Origin of the sequence: Flagellimonas sediminis (assembly GCF_010500845.1) — a bacterium.
GTDB classification, from domain to species: domain Bacteria; phylum Bacteroidota; class Bacteroidia; order Flavobacteriales; family Flavobacteriaceae; genus Flagellimonas; species Flagellimonas sediminis.
Genome location: NZ_JAAAMI010000007.1, coordinates 117,366 through 135,038 on the forward strand (window position 1 = coordinate 117,366; position 17,673 = coordinate 135,038).

General features: G+C 43.1%; 20 protein-coding genes and 1 other RNA gene. 9 read left to right on the forward strand and 12 right to left on the reverse strand.

All coding sequences use genetic code 11. The features are described from left to right. Nucleotides 1-8: 8 nt before the first annotated feature. On the reverse strand, nt 9-1,178 hold the full coding sequence (locus GTK07_RS13980) for a lipoprotein N-acyltransferase Lnb domain-containing protein (protein WP_203583804.1): 1,170 nt from the start codon (nt 1,176-1,178) through the stop codon (nt 9-11). 101 nt (nt 1,179-1,279) lie between these two features. Between GTK07_RS13980 and GTK07_RS13985 the strand changes: the two genes are divergently transcribed. Continuing rightward, nucleotides 1,280-2,002, forward strand: a complete 723-nt coding sequence (locus GTK07_RS13985; RefSeq protein ID WP_163635869.1) for a CDP-alcohol phosphatidyltransferase family protein — start codon at nt 1,280-1,282, stop codon at nt 2,000-2,002. A 2-nt stretch (nt 2,003-2,004) separates the two neighbouring features. On the opposite strand, the gene lptB is transcribed toward GTK07_RS13985, so the two are convergent. From lptB to GTK07_RS14005, 4 genes are read right to left on the reverse strand one after another with little or no spacing between them, the layout of a single operon-like run. Next, on the reverse strand, nt 2,005-2,745 hold the full coding sequence (gene lptB, locus GTK07_RS13990) for an LPS export ABC transporter ATP-binding protein (protein WP_163635870.1): 741 nt from the start codon (nt 2,743-2,745) through the stop codon (nt 2,005-2,007). Nucleotides 2,746-2,802: 57 nt separating this feature from the next. Beyond that, entirely contained in the window at nt 2,803-3,153 is a 351-nt protein-coding gene (locus GTK07_RS13995; protein ID WP_163635871.1) for a carboxymuconolactone decarboxylase family protein, read from the reverse strand. Next, nucleotides 3,143-3,985: a twin-arginine translocase subunit TatC gene (gene tatC, locus GTK07_RS14000; protein ID WP_163635872.1), complete on the reverse strand. Its 843-nt coding sequence runs from the start codon at nt 3,983-3,985 to the stop codon at nt 3,143-3,145. The genes GTK07_RS13995 and tatC overlap by 11 nt, the downstream gene beginning before the upstream one ends. Next, the gene (locus GTK07_RS14005) at nt 3,985-4,950 is read right to left on the reverse strand and encodes a KpsF/GutQ family sugar-phosphate isomerase (RefSeq protein WP_163635873.1); all 966 of its coding nucleotides are present in this window, start codon (nt 4,948-4,950) and stop codon (nt 3,985-3,987) included. Before GTK07_RS14005 ends, tatC begins: the two co-directional genes overlap by 1 nt. A gap of 185 nt (nt 4,951-5,135) precedes the next feature. Between GTK07_RS14005 and recQ the strand changes: the two genes are divergently transcribed. Further along, the gene (gene recQ / locus GTK07_RS14010; RefSeq protein ID WP_163635874.1) at nt 5,136-7,337 is read left to right on the forward strand and encodes a DNA helicase RecQ; all 2,202 of its coding nucleotides are present in this window, start codon (nt 5,136-5,138) and stop codon (nt 7,335-7,337) included. Here recQ and GTK07_RS14015 read toward each other — a convergent pair. The 3 genes from GTK07_RS14015 to GTK07_RS14025 are packed head-to-tail and all read right to left on the reverse strand — an operon-like array spanning nt 7,334 to nt 8,310. Beyond that, nucleotides 7,334-7,645: a CCC motif membrane protein gene (locus tag GTK07_RS14015; protein WP_163635875.1), complete on the reverse strand. Its 312-nt coding sequence runs from the start codon at nt 7,643-7,645 to the stop codon at nt 7,334-7,336. The two genes, recQ and GTK07_RS14015, sit on opposite strands and share 4 nt — an antisense overlap. An 8-nt stretch (nt 7,646-7,653) precedes the next feature. After that, a complete protein-coding gene (locus tag GTK07_RS14020; protein ID WP_163635876.1) occupies nt 7,654-7,980 on the reverse strand; it encodes a CCC motif membrane protein in 327 nt (108 codons plus the stop codon). Nucleotides 7,981-7,992: 12 nt separating this feature from the next. Further along, on the reverse strand, nt 7,993-8,310 hold the full coding sequence (locus GTK07_RS14025) for a DUF2752 domain-containing protein (RefSeq protein ID WP_203583805.1): 318 nt from the start codon (nt 8,308-8,310) through the stop codon (nt 7,993-7,995). 83 nt (nt 8,311-8,393) lie between these two features. Here GTK07_RS14025 and GTK07_RS14030 point away from each other — a divergent pair, with 83 nt between their 5' ends. Further along, nucleotides 8,394-8,939, forward strand: a complete 546-nt coding sequence (locus tag GTK07_RS14030) for a Smr/MutS family protein (RefSeq protein ID WP_163635878.1) — start codon at nt 8,394-8,396, stop codon at nt 8,937-8,939. On the opposite strand, the gene GTK07_RS14035 is transcribed toward GTK07_RS14030, so the two are convergent. Further along, complete coding sequence (locus GTK07_RS14035; RefSeq protein ID WP_163635879.1) at nt 8,936-9,451, reverse strand: hypothetical protein; 516 nt, start codon at nt 9,449-9,451, stop codon at nt 8,936-8,938. The genes GTK07_RS14030 and GTK07_RS14035 overlap by 4 nt on opposite strands. A 109-nt stretch (nt 9,452-9,560) precedes the next feature. On the opposite strand from GTK07_RS14035, the gene GTK07_RS14040 reads away from it, so the two are divergent. Continuing rightward, nucleotides 9,561-10,709 (forward strand): cysteine desulfurase family protein, encoded by a 1,149-nt coding sequence (locus GTK07_RS14040; protein ID WP_163635880.1) that lies wholly within the window; start codon nt 9,561-9,563, stop codon nt 10,707-10,709. Here the strand turns inward: GTK07_RS14040 and GTK07_RS14045 are convergent, their stop codons facing one another. Both GTK07_RS14045 and GTK07_RS14050 read right to left on the reverse strand, forming a co-directional pair. Further along, complete coding sequence (locus GTK07_RS14045; protein ID WP_163635881.1) at nt 10,710-11,360, reverse strand: hypothetical protein; 651 nt, start codon at nt 11,358-11,360, stop codon at nt 10,710-10,712. A gap of 93 nt (nt 11,361-11,453) precedes the next feature. Then, nucleotides 11,454-13,145: a M23 family metallopeptidase gene (locus tag GTK07_RS14050; protein WP_163635882.1), complete on the reverse strand. Its 1,692-nt coding sequence runs from the start codon at nt 13,143-13,145 to the stop codon at nt 11,454-11,456. 165 nt (nt 13,146-13,310) lie between these two features. Here GTK07_RS14050 and GTK07_RS14055 point away from each other — a divergent pair, with 165 nt between their 5' ends. The 4 genes from GTK07_RS14055 (at nt 13,311) to rny (ending at nt 15,697) form a co-directional block, all read left to right on the forward strand. Beyond that, on the forward strand, nt 13,311-13,601 hold the full coding sequence (locus GTK07_RS14055) for a hypothetical protein (RefSeq protein ID WP_163635883.1): 291 nt from the start codon (nt 13,311-13,313) through the stop codon (nt 13,599-13,601). 14 nt (nt 13,602-13,615) lie between these two features. Next, nucleotides 13,616-13,909: a cell division protein ZapA gene (locus tag GTK07_RS14060; RefSeq protein ID WP_163635884.1), complete on the forward strand. Its 294-nt coding sequence runs from the start codon at nt 13,616-13,618 to the stop codon at nt 13,907-13,909. Nucleotides 13,910-13,963: 54 nt separating this feature from the next. Next, nucleotides 13,964-14,073: non-coding RNA, 6S RNA (ssrS, locus tag GTK07_RS14065), on the forward strand. 52 nt (nt 14,074-14,125) lie between these two features. Next, on the forward strand, nt 14,126-15,697 hold the full coding sequence (gene rny / locus GTK07_RS14070; RefSeq protein WP_163635885.1) for a ribonuclease Y: 1,572 nt from the start codon (nt 14,126-14,128) through the stop codon (nt 15,695-15,697). 10 nt (nt 15,698-15,707) lie between these two features. Here the strand turns inward: rny and GTK07_RS14075 are convergent, their stop codons facing one another. Continuing rightward, on the reverse strand, nt 15,708-16,961 hold the full coding sequence (locus GTK07_RS14075) for a DUF7477 domain-containing protein (RefSeq protein WP_163635886.1): 1,254 nt from the start codon (nt 16,959-16,961) through the stop codon (nt 15,708-15,710). Nucleotides 16,962-17,206: 245 nt separating this feature from the next. Here GTK07_RS14075 and GTK07_RS14080 point away from each other — a divergent pair, with 245 nt between their 5' ends. Then, nucleotides 17,207-17,629 carry a CBS domain-containing protein gene (locus tag GTK07_RS14080; protein WP_163635887.1) on the forward strand — a complete coding sequence of 141 codons (423 nt, stop codon included), beginning with the start codon at nt 17,207-17,209 and terminating at the stop codon, nt 17,627-17,629. Nucleotides 17,630-17,673: the final 44 nt, after the last annotated feature.

Below are 17,673 nucleotides of genomic sequence, written 5' to 3' on the forward strand. Positions count from 1 at the left end.
CATCAAGCTTACAACTTGGAATACCGAATAAGATAAACGTATCGGATGGCCAGGGTCAAAAGTAAGGGAATAAGCACGGGTGAAAAAATCTGAACTTTGAATATCCAGAGCAAAAACATCAATCCTATCAATCCCAAAGCAGTCCAAAGATATTGGGTTGACCATTTTGGCAGTTTATCCTGAAGGGCAAAGATGAACGCCACAAATACATTCAAAGGGAAAGCCCAAAGCACATTGAAGTTTCTGGGGGTGGAGGTATGGTCCGTGGCCACCCAAAGGAGGAAAAGAACGGTACCTACAAGGCCAGTGATCAATAAAAGGGAGAAATCCAACCAACGACTTCTGGTTTGGTGGCGATAATCAAAATAGGTGATGACACCGGTAAAAGCCAATAACAGTATAAACCAAAATAGCGGTGTCAATGGGAAGAACGATTGGCGCATATGTTCCTCGTAATCCAATACGGTGCGCTCCCTTTTCACGATTGGTTTGCCATCCAAGGCGGTGCGCTTCATTTGTTCCATGGCGTAATAAGGCATGAACATATGCTCTTGTACGGTTGCTTTTCGATCTACAGGGGATCCAAAGGCCAAATCAATGCCAAACATGGACCAGGTGTTAACGCTCAGGTATTGGCGTACCAATTGCCTAAAAGTATATTGTTTGTTCAGATAAGAACCGTCAAAAACGACTTTGTCACCAAACTGGTCCTTTAAAATGGTACCCGTAATGCTGGAACAATTGTTCAGGAGTGGGTCATAAAGGTAATCCCGATTCTGGGGCAGATAATTGTTCTCGAAAAATTGGAGCATTTGGTTGCGCTGCTCTAGGGTAAGGTCCAGAATCTGTTCTTTGATCCATCTTTTTTCCAGTTCATAAGAGAACAAAAAATTATCAAAAGAGGTTCGGGAAAGGGAATAGATCAAACGCCCTTTGGCAAAATTGAGATAGAAATTAGGCTTGTTGAAATCAAAAGTTCCATAGTTATAGACCACATCAATGCCCAAAACGGAATCCTGTACCCGGAAGGCACTATGGCCAAAAGCGGTATAGACTTCATCTCCGGCGGCACAGGTCAATAAACTGATCTGAGATTTTTCGGAAAGTTCGGGAACTTGGGAAAACAAGGTCTTCCCTACCAAGAGGGATAAGATCAGTAATAGGGATTTTGGTTTCATTCCGAATATCATCAGCGCAAATATCATAATAATTACGGCTCCAAGAAATAGGATTCCGTAACAGTTTGTTTTTTCCCTTATTTTTACGGAAATCAACAAATATGAAGTCCTATATTCCCAACTTTTTAACGCTTTTGAATGTCTTTAGTGGTTGCATTGCCACAGTTTTTGCTGTATTGAACCATTTGGAGTGGGCAGCGTTGTTTGTTTTTATTGGAATATTCTTTGATTTTTTTGATGGTTTAGCGGCACGAGCCCTAAATGTGCAAAGCGAAATTGGGGTGCAACTGGACTCCCTTGCCGATGTGATCACCAGTGGCTTGGTTCCCGGAATTTTCATGTACCAATTGTTGAATATGGCCGAAAGAGGAGGATGGAACCTTGGCTTTGGGCATGATATGGAACTCTCGGTAATGCCATTTTTCGGATTTGTCATCACCTTGGCGTCTGCCTACCGGTTGGCCAAATTCAATGTGGATGAGAACCAGGTTTCGTCATTCGTGGGACTGCCCACACCGGCCAATACCCTTTTGATCATTTCCTTACCCTTGATTTTATTGTACCATAACAATGAAGTGCTCAACGGCATTATCCTCAACCCATGGTTTTTGATCGGGTTGACCATTTTAAGTGCCTATTTGTTGAATTCTCCTATTAAACTTTTTGCCCTCAAATTCAAAAATTGGAGTTTTAAGGACAATGGAATTCGCTATTTGTTCTTGATTGGAAGTTTGGTAATGCTGTCGACCTTGAAGTTTTTGGCCATCCCCTTGATCATTGTGTTCTATATTCTGGCTTCGCTTTTTACGCCTTCCGGGAAGTAAATCTAAAAATCGAGTTTCTTTTTTCTAAGCTCGAAGTTTTGCCCCAAATATACCTTTCGGACCATTTCATCCACGGCCAATTCCTCTGGAACACCGGCTTTTAAGATACCTCCTTCAAACATGAGGTAAGAACGTTCTGTAATGGCCAAAGTTTCCTGAACATTGTGGTCGGTGATCAAAATACCGATGTTTTTGTTCTTCAATTGGGCAACAATGCGCTGGATATCCTCCACGGCAACGGGATCCACCCCGGCAAAAGGTTCGTCCAACAAAATAAACTTTGGGTCGGTAGCCAAGGCTCTGGCAATTTCCGTACGTCGACGTTCACCACCCGATAACAGGTCGCCACGGTTTTTACGAATATGCCCCAAACCAAATTCATCAATGAGCGACTCCATTTTCATGTGCTGTTCCTTTTTGCTCAGTTTGGTGAGTTGCAGTACGCTCAGGATATTTTTTTCAATGCTCAATTTTCGGAACACAGAAGCTTCCTGTGCTAAATAACCGATACCATGCTGTGCCCTTTTGTACATCGGGAAAGCGGTGATGTCGGTACTGTCCAGATAAATGTTGCCACCGTTTGGTTTTATGAGTCCTACGATCATGTAGAAGGAAGTGGTTTTACCGGCACCGTTCGGTCCCAAAAGACCTACAATTTCACCTTGGTTCACTTCTAGGGAAATACCCCTAACAACTTTTCGGCCTCGGTAGGCCTTCATGATATTTTCTGCGCGTAGCTTCATAGGAACGTGCCAAAACTAAACATATTCTTCTTCTGGGATGGTGTCTTTTGGATTTTTTTAAGCATCGGTTGCTTCCAGATCTTCCCAAAATTCATAGGCCCTGCGCAAATGAGGCACTACTATGGTGCCTCCCACCAAGGTGGCAATACCCAAGGTTTCCATTACTTCTTCCTTGTTGGCACCTGCTTTTTTGGAGCTTTCCAAATGGTATTTTACACAATCGTCGCAACGCAGTACCGCAGAGGCTACCAATCCCAAAAGCTCCTTGGTCTTTACATCAAGGGCGCCGGCCATATAAGCGTTGGTGTCCAGGTTAAAGATGCGTTTGATCAACTTGTTGTTATCTGCCAACAACTTTTCGTTCATCTTGGAACGATAGGCATTGAACTCTTCTACTTTATTTGGCATTTTTCTGTGCTTTTTCTTTCTTCTTCTCCCTTCTTACTACCCAAGCGGAAATGTAGATGCTTATCTGGTACAGAATCAATACGGGAATGGCCACTACGATTTGACTTGTGATATCGGGAGGGGTAATGATAGCGGATAGGATCAGAACGATTACCAAGGCAATCTTTCTATACTTTTTCAAGAACTCCGGGGTTACCAATCCCACCTTGGTCAAAAAATAGATCACGATGGGAAGCTCGAACATGATTCCACATGCAATGACCGATGCCCTAACGGTGGAAACGTAGGAAGCAAGATCGATTTCGTTCAATACTTCTTTACTGACCTGGTAGGATCCCAAAAAGTTGATGGACAAAGGAGCTACTACATAATATCCGAACAATACGCCCATAAAGAATAGGGCGGAAGCCGTTAGTATAAACCCTCTGGAGTGCTTGCGCTCTTTTTCATACAGTCCAGGGCTTATGAATCGCCACAACTCATATAAAATATAGGGGAAACCGATGATAACGCCTGCCCAGATAGAGGTCCAGATATGGGCCGAAAACTGACCTGCCATCAATCTACTTTGAATGGTAAAGGGCAGGGATTCACTACAAAATTCCGATGTTACCCCAAAAAAGGTCGCAATGTTGCAAAAGAATTTGTAGGTGGGGAAGTCCATGTTCTTTGGACCAAATAGGATGGTATCAAAAATGAACCCCTTAAAAATAAATGCCATGCAAGCAATGATGACCACCGCGAGTGTAGAGCGTATCAAATGCCAGCGTAATTCTTCCAAATGGTCCAAAAAGGACATTTCATCCGGATTTTTCTTCTGTGTTTTTGCCATTACAGGATTCCCTCGTTTATAAGGTTATGGATATGGACTACCCCGGCGTAAGTTTCACCCTCAAAGGCCAAAAGTTGTGAAATGCTCTTTTCCTGGAGCAGTTTCAATGCATTGATGGCCAAGGTTTCCACGTCTACCGTTTTCGGATTGGAAGTCATGATGTCTTTTGCGGTCAGTCCACTAATATTGTCATATTTACTTAGCATTCTTCGTATGTCCCCATCCGTTACAATGCCTACTACCTTGTTGTTTTCCATTACGGCTGTAACCCCAAGCATTTTGGAGGATATTTCCACGATCACTTCCTTTACGCTGGTATGGATGTCCACTTGTGGCTTTTCATTGTTCACCACAATATCGGCCACCCGTAGATACAGTTTTTTCCCCAAGGCTCCCCCCGGATGGTATTTGGCAAAGTCGGAACTGCTGAAACCCTTCAGTTCCAGAAGGCAAATAGCGAGGGCATCGCCCATGGCCATTTGGGCCGAAGTGCTGGTAGTCGGGGCTAGATTGTTTGGGCAGGCTTCTTTTTCCACAAAAGTGTTCAAAACAAAATCGGCCTGTTTGGCCAAAACAGAATCCATGTTGCCGGTTATCCCGATAAGTTTGTTCTTCCCGATCTTGATAAGCGGTAGCAAAGCTTTTATCTCGGGCGTGTTCCCACTTTTGGAAAGACAAATGACCACATCGTTCTTTTGAATGGTGCCCAGATCCCCATGAATGGCATCCGCAGCATGCATAAAGATGGCGGGAGTTCCGGTAGAATTAAGGGTGGCCACTATTTTAGAAGCGATTATGGCACTCTTGCCAACCCCGGATACCACCACTCTTCCCTGCGATTCCAAGATGTATTGCACGGCATGGGCGAACTGATCATCAAGCAGTTCGATCAAATTGCCAATGGCCTTGCTTTCAATTTCAAGTGTCCGCTTTGCGATGGATAAAATTGACTGAATGTCGCTCAAAGTAAATAACGGATTATCTAATTGTATTCCTAAAAGAATATCTTATCTTTAAGATTACAAAACTAATCAAACTATCTTTTACAGACCATTATGGGAGATAGAATACTTCCTACTTTTGAAGATTGATTAAAATGATTGTATCAATGGCCTTTCAGGTTGCTTGTTATTAATTGAAAAATGCGGAAATGAGCCTAACGAATACCGATTTGCATTCCTCACTAAAAAAATATTTTGGTTTCTCAAAATTTAAGGGGCTTCAGGAAAATGTGATTCAGAATGTTCTGGACGATAAGGATACATTTGTGATCATGCCCACGGGCGGTGGAAAATCCCTCTGCTACCAGTTGCCGGCCATTATGAAGGAAGGTACCGCTATTGTAGTATCCCCATTGATCGCCTTGATGAAAAACCAGGTAGATGCCATTAGGGGCATCTCCGAACAGAACGGTATCGCCCATGTTCTCAACTCCTCGCTCACGAAAACCGAGATAAAACAGGTGATGGAGGATATTTCCAGTGGCGTCACCAAATTGTTGTACGTGGCGCCTGAATCCTTGACCAAGGAAGAGTATGTGGATTTTTTGAGAAGCGTAAAACTATCCTTTGTTGCCGTGGATGAGGCACACTGTATTTCTGAATGGGGTCATGACTTTAGACCTGAATATCGTAATCTCAAGGGCATCATCAACCGATTGGGAGACGATATTCCCATCATCGGTCTTACTGCTACGGCAACACCCAAGGTTCAGGAAGATATCATTAAAAACTTAGGGATGAGCGATGCCTTGGTGTACAAGGCTTCGTTTAACAGGCCCAACCTATTTTATGAAGTAAGGCCCAAGACCCAAAATGTAGATGCCGATATTATCCGATTTGTGAAACAGAACCAAGGAAAATCGGGTATCATTTATTGTTTGAGCAGAAAACGGGTAGAGGAACTTGCCCAGGTTTTACAAGTGAACGGGGTAAGTGCCGTTCCGTATCACGCTGGATTCGATGCCAAGACAAGGGCCAAATATCAGGATATGTTCCTGATGGAAGAAGTGGATGTGGTGGTCGCTACCATTGCCTTCGGTATGGGAATAGACAAGCCTGATGTTCGCTTTGTGATCCATCATGATATTCCCAAGAGTATCGAGAGCTACTATCAGGAAACCGGCCGTGCCGGCCGTGATGGCGGTGAGGGACATTGTTTGGCCTTCTACTCCTATAAAGATGTGGAAAAATTGGAAAAATTCATGTCAGGGAAACCTGTGGCGGAGCAGGAAATTGGGAATGCCCTTTTACAGGAAATTGTGGCCTATGCCGAAACTTCCATGTCCCGCAGAAAGTTTATTCTCCATTACTTCGGGGAAGAATTTGATGAGGTAAATGGCGAAGGTGCCAATATGGACGATAATTCCCGAAACCCGAAACCGAAGGAAGAAGCCATGAACGAAGTGGTAAAACTGCTCAGCGTGGTTCGGGATACCAAGGAAAAATTCAAGACCAAGGAAATCGTAAGGATTTTGGTTGGCAAGACCAATGCAATGATTTCCTCGCACAAGACTGATGAAAAGGAGTTTTTTGGAATCGGGGCAGAAAAAGAAAAAGCCTACTGGATGGCCTTGGTGAGGCAAGTACTCGTGGCTGGATTGCTCAAAAAGGAAATAGAACGTTATGGCATTTTGCATTTGACCGATGCTGGGGAGCAATTTCTCGAAAATCCAGAGTCGTTCATGATGACCAAGGATCATATTTATACCGAGGAAGCAACTGATGCTGCTAACCAAATGGGTAGGGCGGTTGGTGCATCGGCAGATGACAACCTGCTGAAATTATTAAAAGACCTGCGTAAAAATGAGGCCAGAAAAAGAGAAGTGCCACCTTTTGTGGTATTTCAAGACCCCTCATTGGAAGATATGTCGCTCAAATATCCGATTACCATGGATGAACTTTTGAACATTCAAGGAGTAGGAGAGGGCAAGGCGAAAAGATATGGTAAGCCATTTATTGACCTCATTGCCAAATATGTAGAGGAGAACGACATTATAAGACCGGATGACCTAGTGGTAAAAAGCACAGGGGCCAATTCGGGGCTAAAGCTCTATGTGATCCAAAGCATCGATAGAAAATTACCATTGGACGATATTGCCTCGGCCAAGGGATTGGAACTGCCTGAACTCATCAAGGAAATGGAACAGATTGTTTTCAGTGGAACCAAACTTAACATTGGTTACTGGATCGATGAAATTTTGGACGAGGACCAACAAGAAGAAATCCACGACTACTTTTTGGAAGCCGATACCGATTCCATTAAAAAAGCCATTGAAGAGTTTGATGGCAGCTATGATGATGATGAACTACGGTTGTATCGACTTAAATTTATAAGTGAAGTGGCAAACTAATAGTTGCCACTCCACTCACCTGCCGTAATCATGGCAATGATAAATCCAAAATAAAGGATAAACAGCACCAAGTAGACCAAGGACAAGGCCAAGCCAACATAGGCCAAGATCTTTCCTGTTTTTACGTTGCTGTAATCCGTGTAACTTTCAGGACTTTGTAGGTATAACTGATTGGCAGTCTTTGCTTTAACCAATGCAATGATGCTAAAAATGGCACCGAAGGGACCGCAACATACCAAGGTGCCGACTATGGAAATGATTCCCATGGTCAGCACAGTACTTGCCCCGGGTAAGGGTTGTTGGCTCATATCTTAAATTATTGATATTGTTCTAAAAGTTCTTGCATTTTTTGTGGGTCTTGCAAGGTTTCCCATCCAAAGGTTGAAATGGCCCAAATACACATCAATAGGTATAAAACATTCAATACAATACCTATGATGGCCAAAATTCTTCCTGTTTTTACAGTTGATAGACCTTCGTACATATCCGGGTTTTCAGCATGGAGTTTCATTGCCTTGTTGGCCAAGATCAACGCAATCACACCAAAGATCAATCCAAGTACCCCATAACAACAACAGGTTACAATGGAGATGATTCCGAAGACCATTATAAGTGTTGCATTTGGAAGTTTTTGTTGTTCCATAATTTCAAGTTTTTAATTAAAAAGGTTATTCATTTTTAGGATATAACTGACAATGATGGTCCCTGCCACCAGTAGCATAAGTACCATTTTTATTTGTTGGGCATATTTGAGTTTCACGAACAAGGTGGTGCTCAAAAAAAGGAGCAACATAATGATGGGATAAATGGCGGGATACATTTGGAAAGCGGCCAAAAATTCCCCGTGCAACAAAAGATCTGCCGAACGCTGCATGCCACAACCTGGGCAATCAACCCCAAACAGTTTTTTGTTGAGGCAAGGCAGCATATAATCCTCTAAACTGAGGGCAAATATGGTTGGTTGTAGGTGCATCTTAGTCTGTAACAGCCGAAAAATACTATTATTTTTGTTTACTGGTTTAACTTTGTGGTCATTTTTTTGAACGAACATGGGATATGGACAAATTTTCAATAGGAGATAGGGCAGAGGTGCTGGACGAGGCCATAAAAGGTATTGTGCAACACATTGATGGGGATATGGTGACGTTGGTCACAAAGGATGGTTTCCCAATGAAATACCACGTAAAGGATTTGGTGAAGGTTCACGGTAAAATTTCAGTCTCCAATTTGGAAGTTTCCCAAATCAAGCAAGAAAAGGAGGTTCCCAAACGGAGAAACACTGTCAATAAAAAGCCAAAGGATCGCAACCAGCCCAAAATGGAAGTGGACTTGCACATTCATCAGTTAGTTAAATCCACAAAGGGTCTCAATAATTTTGAAATGCTCAACATACAGCTGGAAACAGCCAAGCGCCAACTGGATTTTGCGATCCAAAAACGCATTCAAAAGATGGTTTTTATCCATGGGGTGGGAGAGGGCGTCCTAAAGGACGAGTTGCAATATCTTTTCAACAAATATGACAACGTCAAATACTATGACGCCGACTATCAAAAATATGGTCTGGGTGCTACGGAAGTCTATATTTTTCAGAATGTTCCCTAAGGAATTGCGGTAGTCACTTCCCCAAAATCACTAATGGTCAGATTGGTGATTCTTTCTCCGCTTCCGGTAACAAAGGAAACCCCGCTTAAACTGATATTGTGCACAAAATTGGTCCCGTCGGTATCGGCATAAGTTTCAATGATCACCAGTCCGTCTTCTGCCTCTACTTCCTCAAGGACTACGGGATCCACAGTGGGGATATCATCACAGAAATAGCTGTTATCCACATCGTCATTGAATATACGATAGGTAACTTGGGATTGGCTGGAAATTGTGCTCTGGGTTACGATCGTGTCGCCTACGACTCCTTTGTTCAAAACCCCGCTTTGTAATTCAAGAATAAGGGCCTCATCCCCGTTGATCTTGAATAGAATGTTCTTGGTGGTCGCAACCGGGGCGGAACAGTATTGGAGTGAAACACTATCAAAGTCGATGGTCTCTATCTGTAGGTCGCCATCACTGCAAGAAAAAAGGGCCAAGCAGCATAAGGCCAAAATGAAATATTTTCCCATGTTCCAAATTTAAAGCAATTCCTTTTGAATTGCCCAATCGTAATGTTGACTTTAAAGGAAATTAACTTTATTTCCCGTACTTTTGCACCGTTAAAATGACGACTTGACCATGCAAAAAGTATACCTGGACAATGCGGCGACCACGAGGGTGAGGGATGAGGTGATTTCAAGAATGCAAGAGGCCCTTGCCGTGCATTATGGGAATCCATCCTCTACCCATAGTTTTGGACGATCTGCAAAAACCGCGGTGGAACAAGCTAGAAAAACCATAGCCAAGACCCTGAACGCACAACCATCGGAAATTATTTTCACTTCTGGAGGGACCGAAGCCGATAATATGATCTTGCGCTGTGCAGTGCGCGATTTAGGGGTGAAGACCATTATCACTTCCAAAATTGAGCACCATGCCGTACTACATACCGTGGAAGAACTGGAGAGGGAGTACGGTATTGCGGTTTGGTACGTAGGTCTTGATTCGGAAGGGAACCCGAACATGGAGCATTTGGAAAGCCTTTTGCAACAGGATGGGTCTAAAAAGCTGGTCAGCTTAATGCACGTGAACAATGAAATAGGAAATATTACGGACATTGCTTCCGTTGGTAAACTTTGCCAACAATATGGGGCATTGTTCCATTCCGATACCGTGCAATCCATTGGGCACTACGCTTGGGACGTGCAATCGGTACATATCGATTTTATGACGGCCGCCGCCCACAAATTCCATGGCCCAAAAGGAATCGGTTTCGCCTTTATCAGAAAAAATTCAGGATTGAAACCCTTGATTGTCGGCGGTGCCCAGGAAAGGGGATTTAGAGCAGGAACAGAACCTTTCCATAACATTGTTGGTTTGGAAGAAGCTTTTGTGAAAGCGTATGAACATCTTGAAGAAGAGACCAATGCCGTAAGGGAACTAAAACGCTATTTTGTTGAAAAGGTACGGCAGGAAATTCCCGGTACCATTTTTAACGGATGGTCCGGTGACTTGGAAAAAAGTACCTATACCTTGGCCAATGTGCGGTTGCCTTTTGATAAACAGAAAGGTTTGATGCTGCTTTTTCATTTGGATATGAAAGGAATTGCATGTTCCAAGGGAAGTGCATGCCAATCAGGGAGTGATCAAGGTTCCCATGTACTTGCCGAAATTTTATCCCCGGAAGAAATGGACAAACCTTCCTTGCGGTTCTCATTCTCCATGTACAATACCAGGGAAGATGTGGATTATACAGTACAGGTGCTCAAGGAATACGCCAATTCTTGATCAGTCCTTGTTCTTCTTTTTCTTTTCCTTGTCATAAGGGAATTTCCGAGAAGCCGTCCTCATCATTTTATCAATGAGCTCGTTTGTGTTCTTACCGGTTTTTTTGGTGATGCCGTTTTCATACTTCCAAAGAAGTTTGCCGGTATTGCCATCACTGATCTTCAGTCCGATCCTGCCGTAGTTGGCATCCCCACTGAAGTAATCCATAAAACTGAAATCCGTGGGTACTCCTTCCGAAAGCAAAATGTTCAGGTTCAAGTTGCCACTGATGATGCCATCCACTTCCAGGATCTTGCAGAGTTCTTGGGTTGTGTACGTATCTATATTGTTGTAATCGATTCCATTTTGGGCCAGAATGGCGTTGGTATTGTGGATGTTCTGAAAGTCCACATTGAATTTTTTGCGCTTCTTGCGTCTGGCAAAATAAGTTTCCAACGCATTTTGAACTGCATACCCTTCTTTTTTTGCCAAGACTTTCAATTCGTCATGGTTAACCGTTTGCTTTAGTTCCAAGTGGGCAATGAATGGAATGATAGCCAATATATTATGGTCCTCGGTAAGCTCGTCAAACTTGGTGTTCTCATAAATGTTCTTTTGTGCCGAAACCAGTGCGCTGGCCAATAGAACAAAGACGAAGACAATTTTTTTCATCTAGAATGTATTAAACTAATCATGACCAAAAAGCTGGTCCAATTGGTTTTTAAAAACAGGTTGGCTGATTGATGAGCGATTGCAAAAGTACGGTTATTTCCGGAAAAAAGTACTGGTAAAGGTGTTGGAGTTCCCAACGTTGTCCGTTACCGTTACCTGAAGCTCGCATTCGTTGGTGTTCAAGATCTTGTCATCAAAATTGTAGGTGATGGTGTTGGTCTTTGGTTCATATTCCATCAAGATCCATTCCCCATTCAATGTGGCATTGTACGTATCCACGCCGCTCAGGTCATCGGTTATGATCAGACTTAAATAGCTGTAATTGCTCAGCCATTGTTTTTCCTTGAAATTTTTAGGACGGATGGAAGGGGGAACACTGTCCCGAACCAGGGTATAGGTCCCTAAAGTACGGGTTCTGGTTGTGAATGAACCATCACGCTTGTAGGTTTTGGAATAGGAGGGGCGTTTCTTGTCGTCCAAATGAGCGATGAACAATTGCTTCCTTTCCTCCAATGGATATTTGGATGGATCAAAGCTGATGGTGAAATTCCGATGTGCAGCCACACTATTATCGTGAATGGTAACAGTGTCGTTGCCTTTTTTCAGGTCGATGTAAAAATCCTCATAAAAGGTGTTGGCCGGAAAATACACTTTGGCCGCACCTAGATCAAAATTGTTGGGTTTGTCCGCCAAAATGAAATCTTCGGTACGATGATCTTCCTTGACTACTTTTTCCACTTCTTGCTTGCCTTCCACTGGAATGATCAATTTGGTCATGTTGCCTTCAATATCGGAAATGAGCAGTTCCACCTGGTATGACATGCCTTCTTCAACATCGATCTTGCCATTGTTGTAGAGCGATTTGTAAATGTCCAGATGGTTGTAGGGCTCCTTGAAACATTTTTGGATGCGTTGTCTGTTTTTATAGAAATACGGATAATCGATCAAAGTGTTGATGTATCTCGTCTCTGCAAAGGAAAAGGTTTCAAAGTCGAATTCGGAATAGACCCGGCCATTGACCGTCTGCTTTACCGAGTACACGCCGTTTTGGTTGGCGGCCAAATCCTGACGATCAAAACTGTTGATGCCAAAACCTATGGTTCCAAAAGCAATAACCTTGTCGGCAAGCAAAGAGCCGTCCGGTTGTTTGGTGAAATTGATCTGTACGGTTTTTGCACTTTGATTGATTAGCGCCGCATCTGACAATGGATAACCAAAAAGCCCCAATATCGTGGGATTGGTGGCATCCCGAACCTCGTATCCGTAGAGTAGCGGATTGGTTGGTTTCTCGGTTACACTGCTTCGGATTTCAAAGTGCAGGTGCGGGCCGGCTGAGCTACCGGTATTTCCTGAGTAGGCGATCACACTGCCTTTGGTCACTTTCAATTCCCCATAATCCGGGAACATCTCCACTTCATAGGACTGTTTGCTGTATTGCATCCTTTTAACATATTCTTCTATTTCAGGGCCAAATTTTTTAAGGTGCCCGTACACGGAAGTATATCCGTTGGGATGGGCCACGTAAATTACCTTGCCATACCCCCAATGGGAGACCTGTATCCGAACCACGGTGCCATCTGCAACGGCCAAAATTGGCAAGCCTTCCCTTTGTTGGGTCTTAATATCGATTCCCGAATGAAAATGATCGGAACGCAATTCTCCAAAAGTACCGGCAAGTACCAAGGGTATTTCCAGTGGCGACTGAAAGGCATCCTTTGGGTAATTATCCTGTGCCAGAAGTATTTTAATAGCAAGAAAAAAGAAGACTAAAAAGTTAAGGCGCATACTGTACTTTATAATTACATACGAAAGTAACCAATGTTTTGTTTTATGAAAAGGGATTTTCCTTGGTTTGGACTTAAAGCTAAGCTTTAAGAATTAATCTAAAAAGTATTGCGAGGTTATCCTAGGATAGTTAACTTTGTGTAATACGTATTGTTGTTTGCATCTATGGGCGAACTTGTTGAGATTGTGGATTCTTTGGAGAACAAGGTGAGCAAATTGCTGCACAAAATGGAGCTATTGCACAAAACAAACACCAAGTTGAAAGAAGAATTGGACCTGGTTAGGGAAGAAAGCAAGCTCAAGGAAGAAGCTCTTGTAGAATGGGAGGAAAAATATAATTCCCTGAAGATGGTGAACACGATGCTGGGTAGTAATGCTAGTAAAACTGAGGCTAAGCTCAAGATAAATACATTGATTCGCGAACTGGATGTTTGCATTGCCAAATTAGCGGATTAACCTGTGCCAGAATTATGGATGAGAAGCTCAAAATAAAGCTTTCGATCGCAGATAGGGTATATCCATTAACGATAGATCCCAGGCAGGAAGAGGGCTTACGTAAGGCCGCCAAAAACATCGAAAATCTGGTCAAAAAGTTCGAACAGAACTACGCGGTCAGGGACAAACAAGATGTTTTGGCAATGTGTGCCTTACAGTTTGCTTCTAAAATTGAGCAAGGTGGAATAGAAAGTTCGGAAAATAATGAAGCCGCCCTACAGCGACTCAAAGCATTGGACGAACTGGTATATTCAAAATTGGGGGAATAAGTTCTTTAAAATAAAATATTGTTACTGCCCACATTGGTAAATATTTTTTGACAAACTCAACGCTATTATAATTCAAGAGGGTGAGTTTGGGTTGTAAAAGCAGGCCCTACTTGTATAGGGATTCTTGATCAGCCTGGTAGCCCTAAACCTGTAATATGGAGTTTGTACAAAACTTCGGTCAATGTGGGCTTTTTTTTTAACTAAACACTATCAAACATGGATACTATCATATTTATAATCGCAGCAGCTGTTGTAGGGCTGACGATTGGATTCGCAATTGCCAAGATGATGGAGAAGGGCAAGGCATCCAAAACCATAGCCAATGCCAAAAAAGAGGCTGCGGACATCCTTAAAGAAGCCAATAAGGAAGGGGAGACCATAAAAAAGGACAAGATTTTCCAAGCCAAGGAAAAGTTTTTGGAACTAAAAGCCGAGCATGAAAAGGTCATCATCCACAAGGATAAAAAAATAGCCGAGGCTGAAAAGCGTACCCGCGACAAAGAATCTCAAGTGAGCAGTGAATTGGCCAAGAACAAAAAGCTGAGCGACCAACTTCAAGAACAGATCAAGGAATTGGATTATAAAAGCGAAATCCTTGAAAAGAAACAATCCGAACTGGAGAAGTTGCACAAAAGCCAAGTGCAACAGCTCGAGGTCATTTCCGGACTTTCAGCTGAGGAGGCCAAAAGCCAATTGTTGGAATCCCTGAAAGAAACGGCTAAGTCGGATGCCATGACCTATCTGCAGAACACGTTAGAGGAAGCAAAGCTTACTGCACAGCAGGAGGCCAGAAAAATTGTGATAAACACCATTCAACGTATTGGTACCGAAGAAGCAGTAGAGAACTGCGTTTCGGTATTCAACTTGGAATCTGATGATGTAAAAGGACGAATCATTGGTCGTGAAGGAAGAAATATCCGTGCCCTTGAGGCGGCCACTGGGGTGGAAATCATCGTGGACGATACCCCGGAAGCCATCATCCTTTCCTGTTTTGATTCCGTGAGAAGAGAGGTAGCTCGTCTTTCTTTACACAGGTTGGTGACCGATGGAAGGATCCACCCCGCTCGAATTGAAGAGGTGGTGAAAAAGACCGAGAAACAAATCAACGAGGAAATTGCGGAAATCGGTAAACGTACCGTGATTGATTTGGGAATTCATGGTCTACATCCAGAGTTGATAAAAGCCGTGGGTCGAATGAAGTATCGTTCCTCGTACGGACAAAACCTATTGCAGCACTCCAGGGAGGTGGCCAAGCTTTGTGGTGTAATGGCAGCTGAATTGGGTCTTAATCCTAAACTGGCCAAACGTGCCGGATTGTTGCACGATATAGGTAAGGTGCCCATGGCCGAAGTGGAGGTGGAAACACCGCACGCTATTTTAGGTATGCAATGGGCGGAAAAATTTGGCGAGAAGAAAGAAGTCTGCAATGCTATTGGAGCCCACCACGACGAAATTGAAATGACCACTTTGCTTGCTCCTATCGTTCAGGTATGTGATGCCATTAGCGGGGCAAGACCTGGGGCCAGAAGACAAGTGTTGGATTCCTATATCCAGCGTTTGAAGGATTTGGAAGACATTGCTTTCGGGTTCCACGGTGTACAAAAAGCCTATGCTATCCAAGCAGGTAGGGAGCTTCGTGTAATTGTGGAAAGTGAAAAGGTAAGCGACGACAAAGCGGCCGAGCTATCCTTTGAAATTTCTCAAAAAATACAAACGGATATGACCTATCCGGGTCAAGTAAAGGTAACGGTGATTCGGGAGACCAGGGCTGTTAATGTGGCCAAGTAAAGCTGTTCCTTTAATTGGCATTGTTAATGATCCAATCCACAGGAAGGTCATTGTAGTTGCTGGTTGATCGGTTGGAGCCATGGGTTGATCCATCGGACATGACCACGAACCACATGCTGTTTCCATAAGCCACCGTTGTGATTTTGTAACCTTTGTCAGATTGTTCCCGGATCCAATCGATGGGATACTCGTATTGGGTCTTCCAAGTTTGAAGGCCCAGGTTGGAGCCTGAACTCATACTCAAGGCCCACAATCCATTTCCGTAAGTTGCCGAGGTAATGGAATAGCCATCGTTCCAATTTTCCGTAATCCAATCTTTTGGAAGATCATAATTCGTTTTCCAGCGTTGGGCGGTATAACCAATGTTCTTGTCCATGACCACATACCATTCCCCACCTCCGTAGGTGATTTCGGTTATGTAATAAGAATCGTTCCACTTGGTATTGACCCAATCTTTTGGAAATACATCTGATTTTTGCCAAGATTGAGGTCCCATGCCATAGGCTTTGCTCATGACCACTACAAAGGTATTTTTGTTTGAGTCGTACTCCACAGCAGTAATGTAATAGCCTAAATTCCATTGTTCCTTGATCCAATCCCTCGGGTAGGTAGCAGATTCCTTTATTTTCTGCTCGGAATAGGCCTTGCTGCCCAAATTGCTCATGACCACCGACCAAAGGGGGGTATCGTATTCATGGTCCATGCCCATGGTGATGGATGTTATGGCGGTGTTACTGGTAGGGTATTCCACTTCGCCTTTGTTGATGTATGTCAACAGTTTGAACAGTAGCTCGTCCTCGTTATAGTAATCATCCAGGTATCCTTTGGTAAGGGCATCAGGGTTCATTTTAACCCAATACAACATGGGTTTCATATATTGGGTGATGTCATTCCCACCTAAGCCATTATCATCAACGGTATACGCCTCAAAGTTGTTGTTGCCCAAAATCTTAACATAAAAATTGTCCGCAGAATAACTGGATCCTTCAGGGCCACGCACAATGATGGCATCACTTCCGTTCAAATATTGGTCCTGTGTGCCATCGGCCTTGGTAAAGTTTTCATATTTACATAAAAAGCTGGCCAATTTATCCGCTCCGTTCGCATAGTATTTTACCCGAACAATAGCTTCATCTTGCTCATAAAAAATCACTAGTGCGGTGTATTTTACCTCTCCGCTGATCCAACTGGTTTCATAGTATTCTTGCGCCTTAACAATAAAGGAGCAAGCTAGAAGGGTGAAAAGAAGTATGAGATTTTTCATAATAGGGGGCACATGGTTGGTTATTTGCTGTTCAAAATTGATTTTTTTAACAGAGTTAAACAAAAAAATGGGGTGTATTGTTAAAAATAGTAAGTGTACGTACTTTTTTTATCCACGGCTGATCTTAAAAAGGAAATTCCAAGGTTTCATTTTGATTTGTTTACCGTGCTTGCAGATGACAATTATCATACTTTACTTAAGGTAATCAAGGTAACTTCATAGATGGATTTTAAAATGCAGCGAAGATGAAAAATGATGTTCCTGTTTCCGAGATCATGACCAAAAAATTGGTCACTTTAAAGACCACCGATGACTTGGTCACGGCAGAGCGGTTGTTCAAAAAACATCACATCAGGCACATTCCCGTAGTGAAAGGAGATTCCATCAAAGGGATGTTGAGCTATACCGATCTTTTACGGATCAGTTTCGCGGATGCCATCGATGAGCATGAAGAATATGTGGATACCATCGTGTACAACATGTTTTCCATTCCTCAGGTTATGGCCAGTGATGTGGTAAGCGTATCTTCAGATACCACAATTAAGGATGTGGCCAACCTATTGGCCTCAAAGGAATTTCATGCTTTGCCCATTGTGGACGATGGAAAACTTGTGGGCATTGTGACCACAACGGATTTGATCAAGTATCTTTTAAAATTGTACAAATAGGATGGACGGTCTCAAATGGGTTCGTGGGATTTTTCCTGATACAA

Bases quoted from the DNA above. Each gene is read 5' to 3' on its own strand.
- GTK07_RS13980 (WP_203583804.1), bottom strand. From the start codon at position 1,178: ATGAAACCAAAATCCCTATTACTGATCTTATCCCTCTTGGTAGGGAAG.
- GTK07_RS13985 (WP_163635869.1), top strand. From the start codon at position 1,280: ATGAAGTCCTATATTCCCAACTTTTTAACGCTTTTGAATGTCTTTAGT.
- lptB (WP_163635870.1), bottom strand. From the start codon at position 2,745: ATGAAGCTACGCGCAGAAAATATCATGAAGGCCTACCGAGGCCGAAAA.
- GTK07_RS13995 (WP_163635871.1), bottom strand. From the start codon at position 3,153: ATGCCAAATAAAGTAGAAGAGTTCAATGCCTATCGTTCCAAGATGAAC.
- tatC (WP_163635872.1), bottom strand. From the start codon at position 3,985: ATGGCAAAAACACAGAAGAAAAATCCGGATGAAATGTCCTTTTTGGAC.
- recQ (WP_163635874.1), top strand. From the start codon at position 5,136: ATGAGCCTAACGAATACCGATTTGCATTCCTCACTAAAAAAATATTTT.
- GTK07_RS14015 (WP_163635875.1), bottom strand. From the start codon at position 7,645: ATGAGCCAACAACCCTTACCCGGGGCAAGTACTGTGCTGACCATGGGA.
- GTK07_RS14020 (WP_163635876.1), bottom strand. From the start codon at position 7,980: ATGGAACAACAAAAACTTCCAAATGCAACACTTATAATGGTCTTCGGA.
- GTK07_RS14025 (WP_203583805.1), bottom strand. From the start codon at position 8,310: ATGCACCTACAACCAACCATATTTGCCCTCAGTTTAGAGGATTATATG.
- GTK07_RS14030 (WP_163635878.1), top strand. From the start codon at position 8,394: ATGGACAAATTTTCAATAGGAGATAGGGCAGAGGTGCTGGACGAGGCC.
- GTK07_RS14035 (WP_163635879.1), bottom strand. From the start codon at position 9,451: ATGGGAAAATATTTCATTTTGGCCTTATGCTGCTTGGCCCTTTTTTCT.
- GTK07_RS14040 (WP_163635880.1), top strand. From the start codon at position 9,561: ATGCAAAAAGTATACCTGGACAATGCGGCGACCACGAGGGTGAGGGAT.
- GTK07_RS14045 (WP_163635881.1), bottom strand. From the start codon at position 11,360: ATGAAAAAAATTGTCTTCGTCTTTGTTCTATTGGCCAGCGCACTGGTT.
- GTK07_RS14050 (WP_163635882.1), bottom strand. From the start codon at position 13,145: ATGCGCCTTAACTTTTTAGTCTTCTTTTTTCTTGCTATTAAAATACTT.
- GTK07_RS14055 (WP_163635883.1), top strand. From the start codon at position 13,311: ATGGGCGAACTTGTTGAGATTGTGGATTCTTTGGAGAACAAGGTGAGC.
- GTK07_RS14060 (WP_163635884.1), top strand. From the start codon at position 13,616: ATGGATGAGAAGCTCAAAATAAAGCTTTCGATCGCAGATAGGGTATAT.
- rny (WP_163635885.1), top strand. From the start codon at position 14,126: ATGGATACTATCATATTTATAATCGCAGCAGCTGTTGTAGGGCTGACG.
- GTK07_RS14075 (WP_163635886.1), bottom strand. From the start codon at position 16,961: ATGAAAAATCTCATACTTCTTTTCACCCTTCTAGCTTGCTCCTTTATT.
- GTK07_RS14080 (WP_163635887.1), top strand. From the start codon at position 17,207: ATGAAAAATGATGTTCCTGTTTCCGAGATCATGACCAAAAAATTGGTC.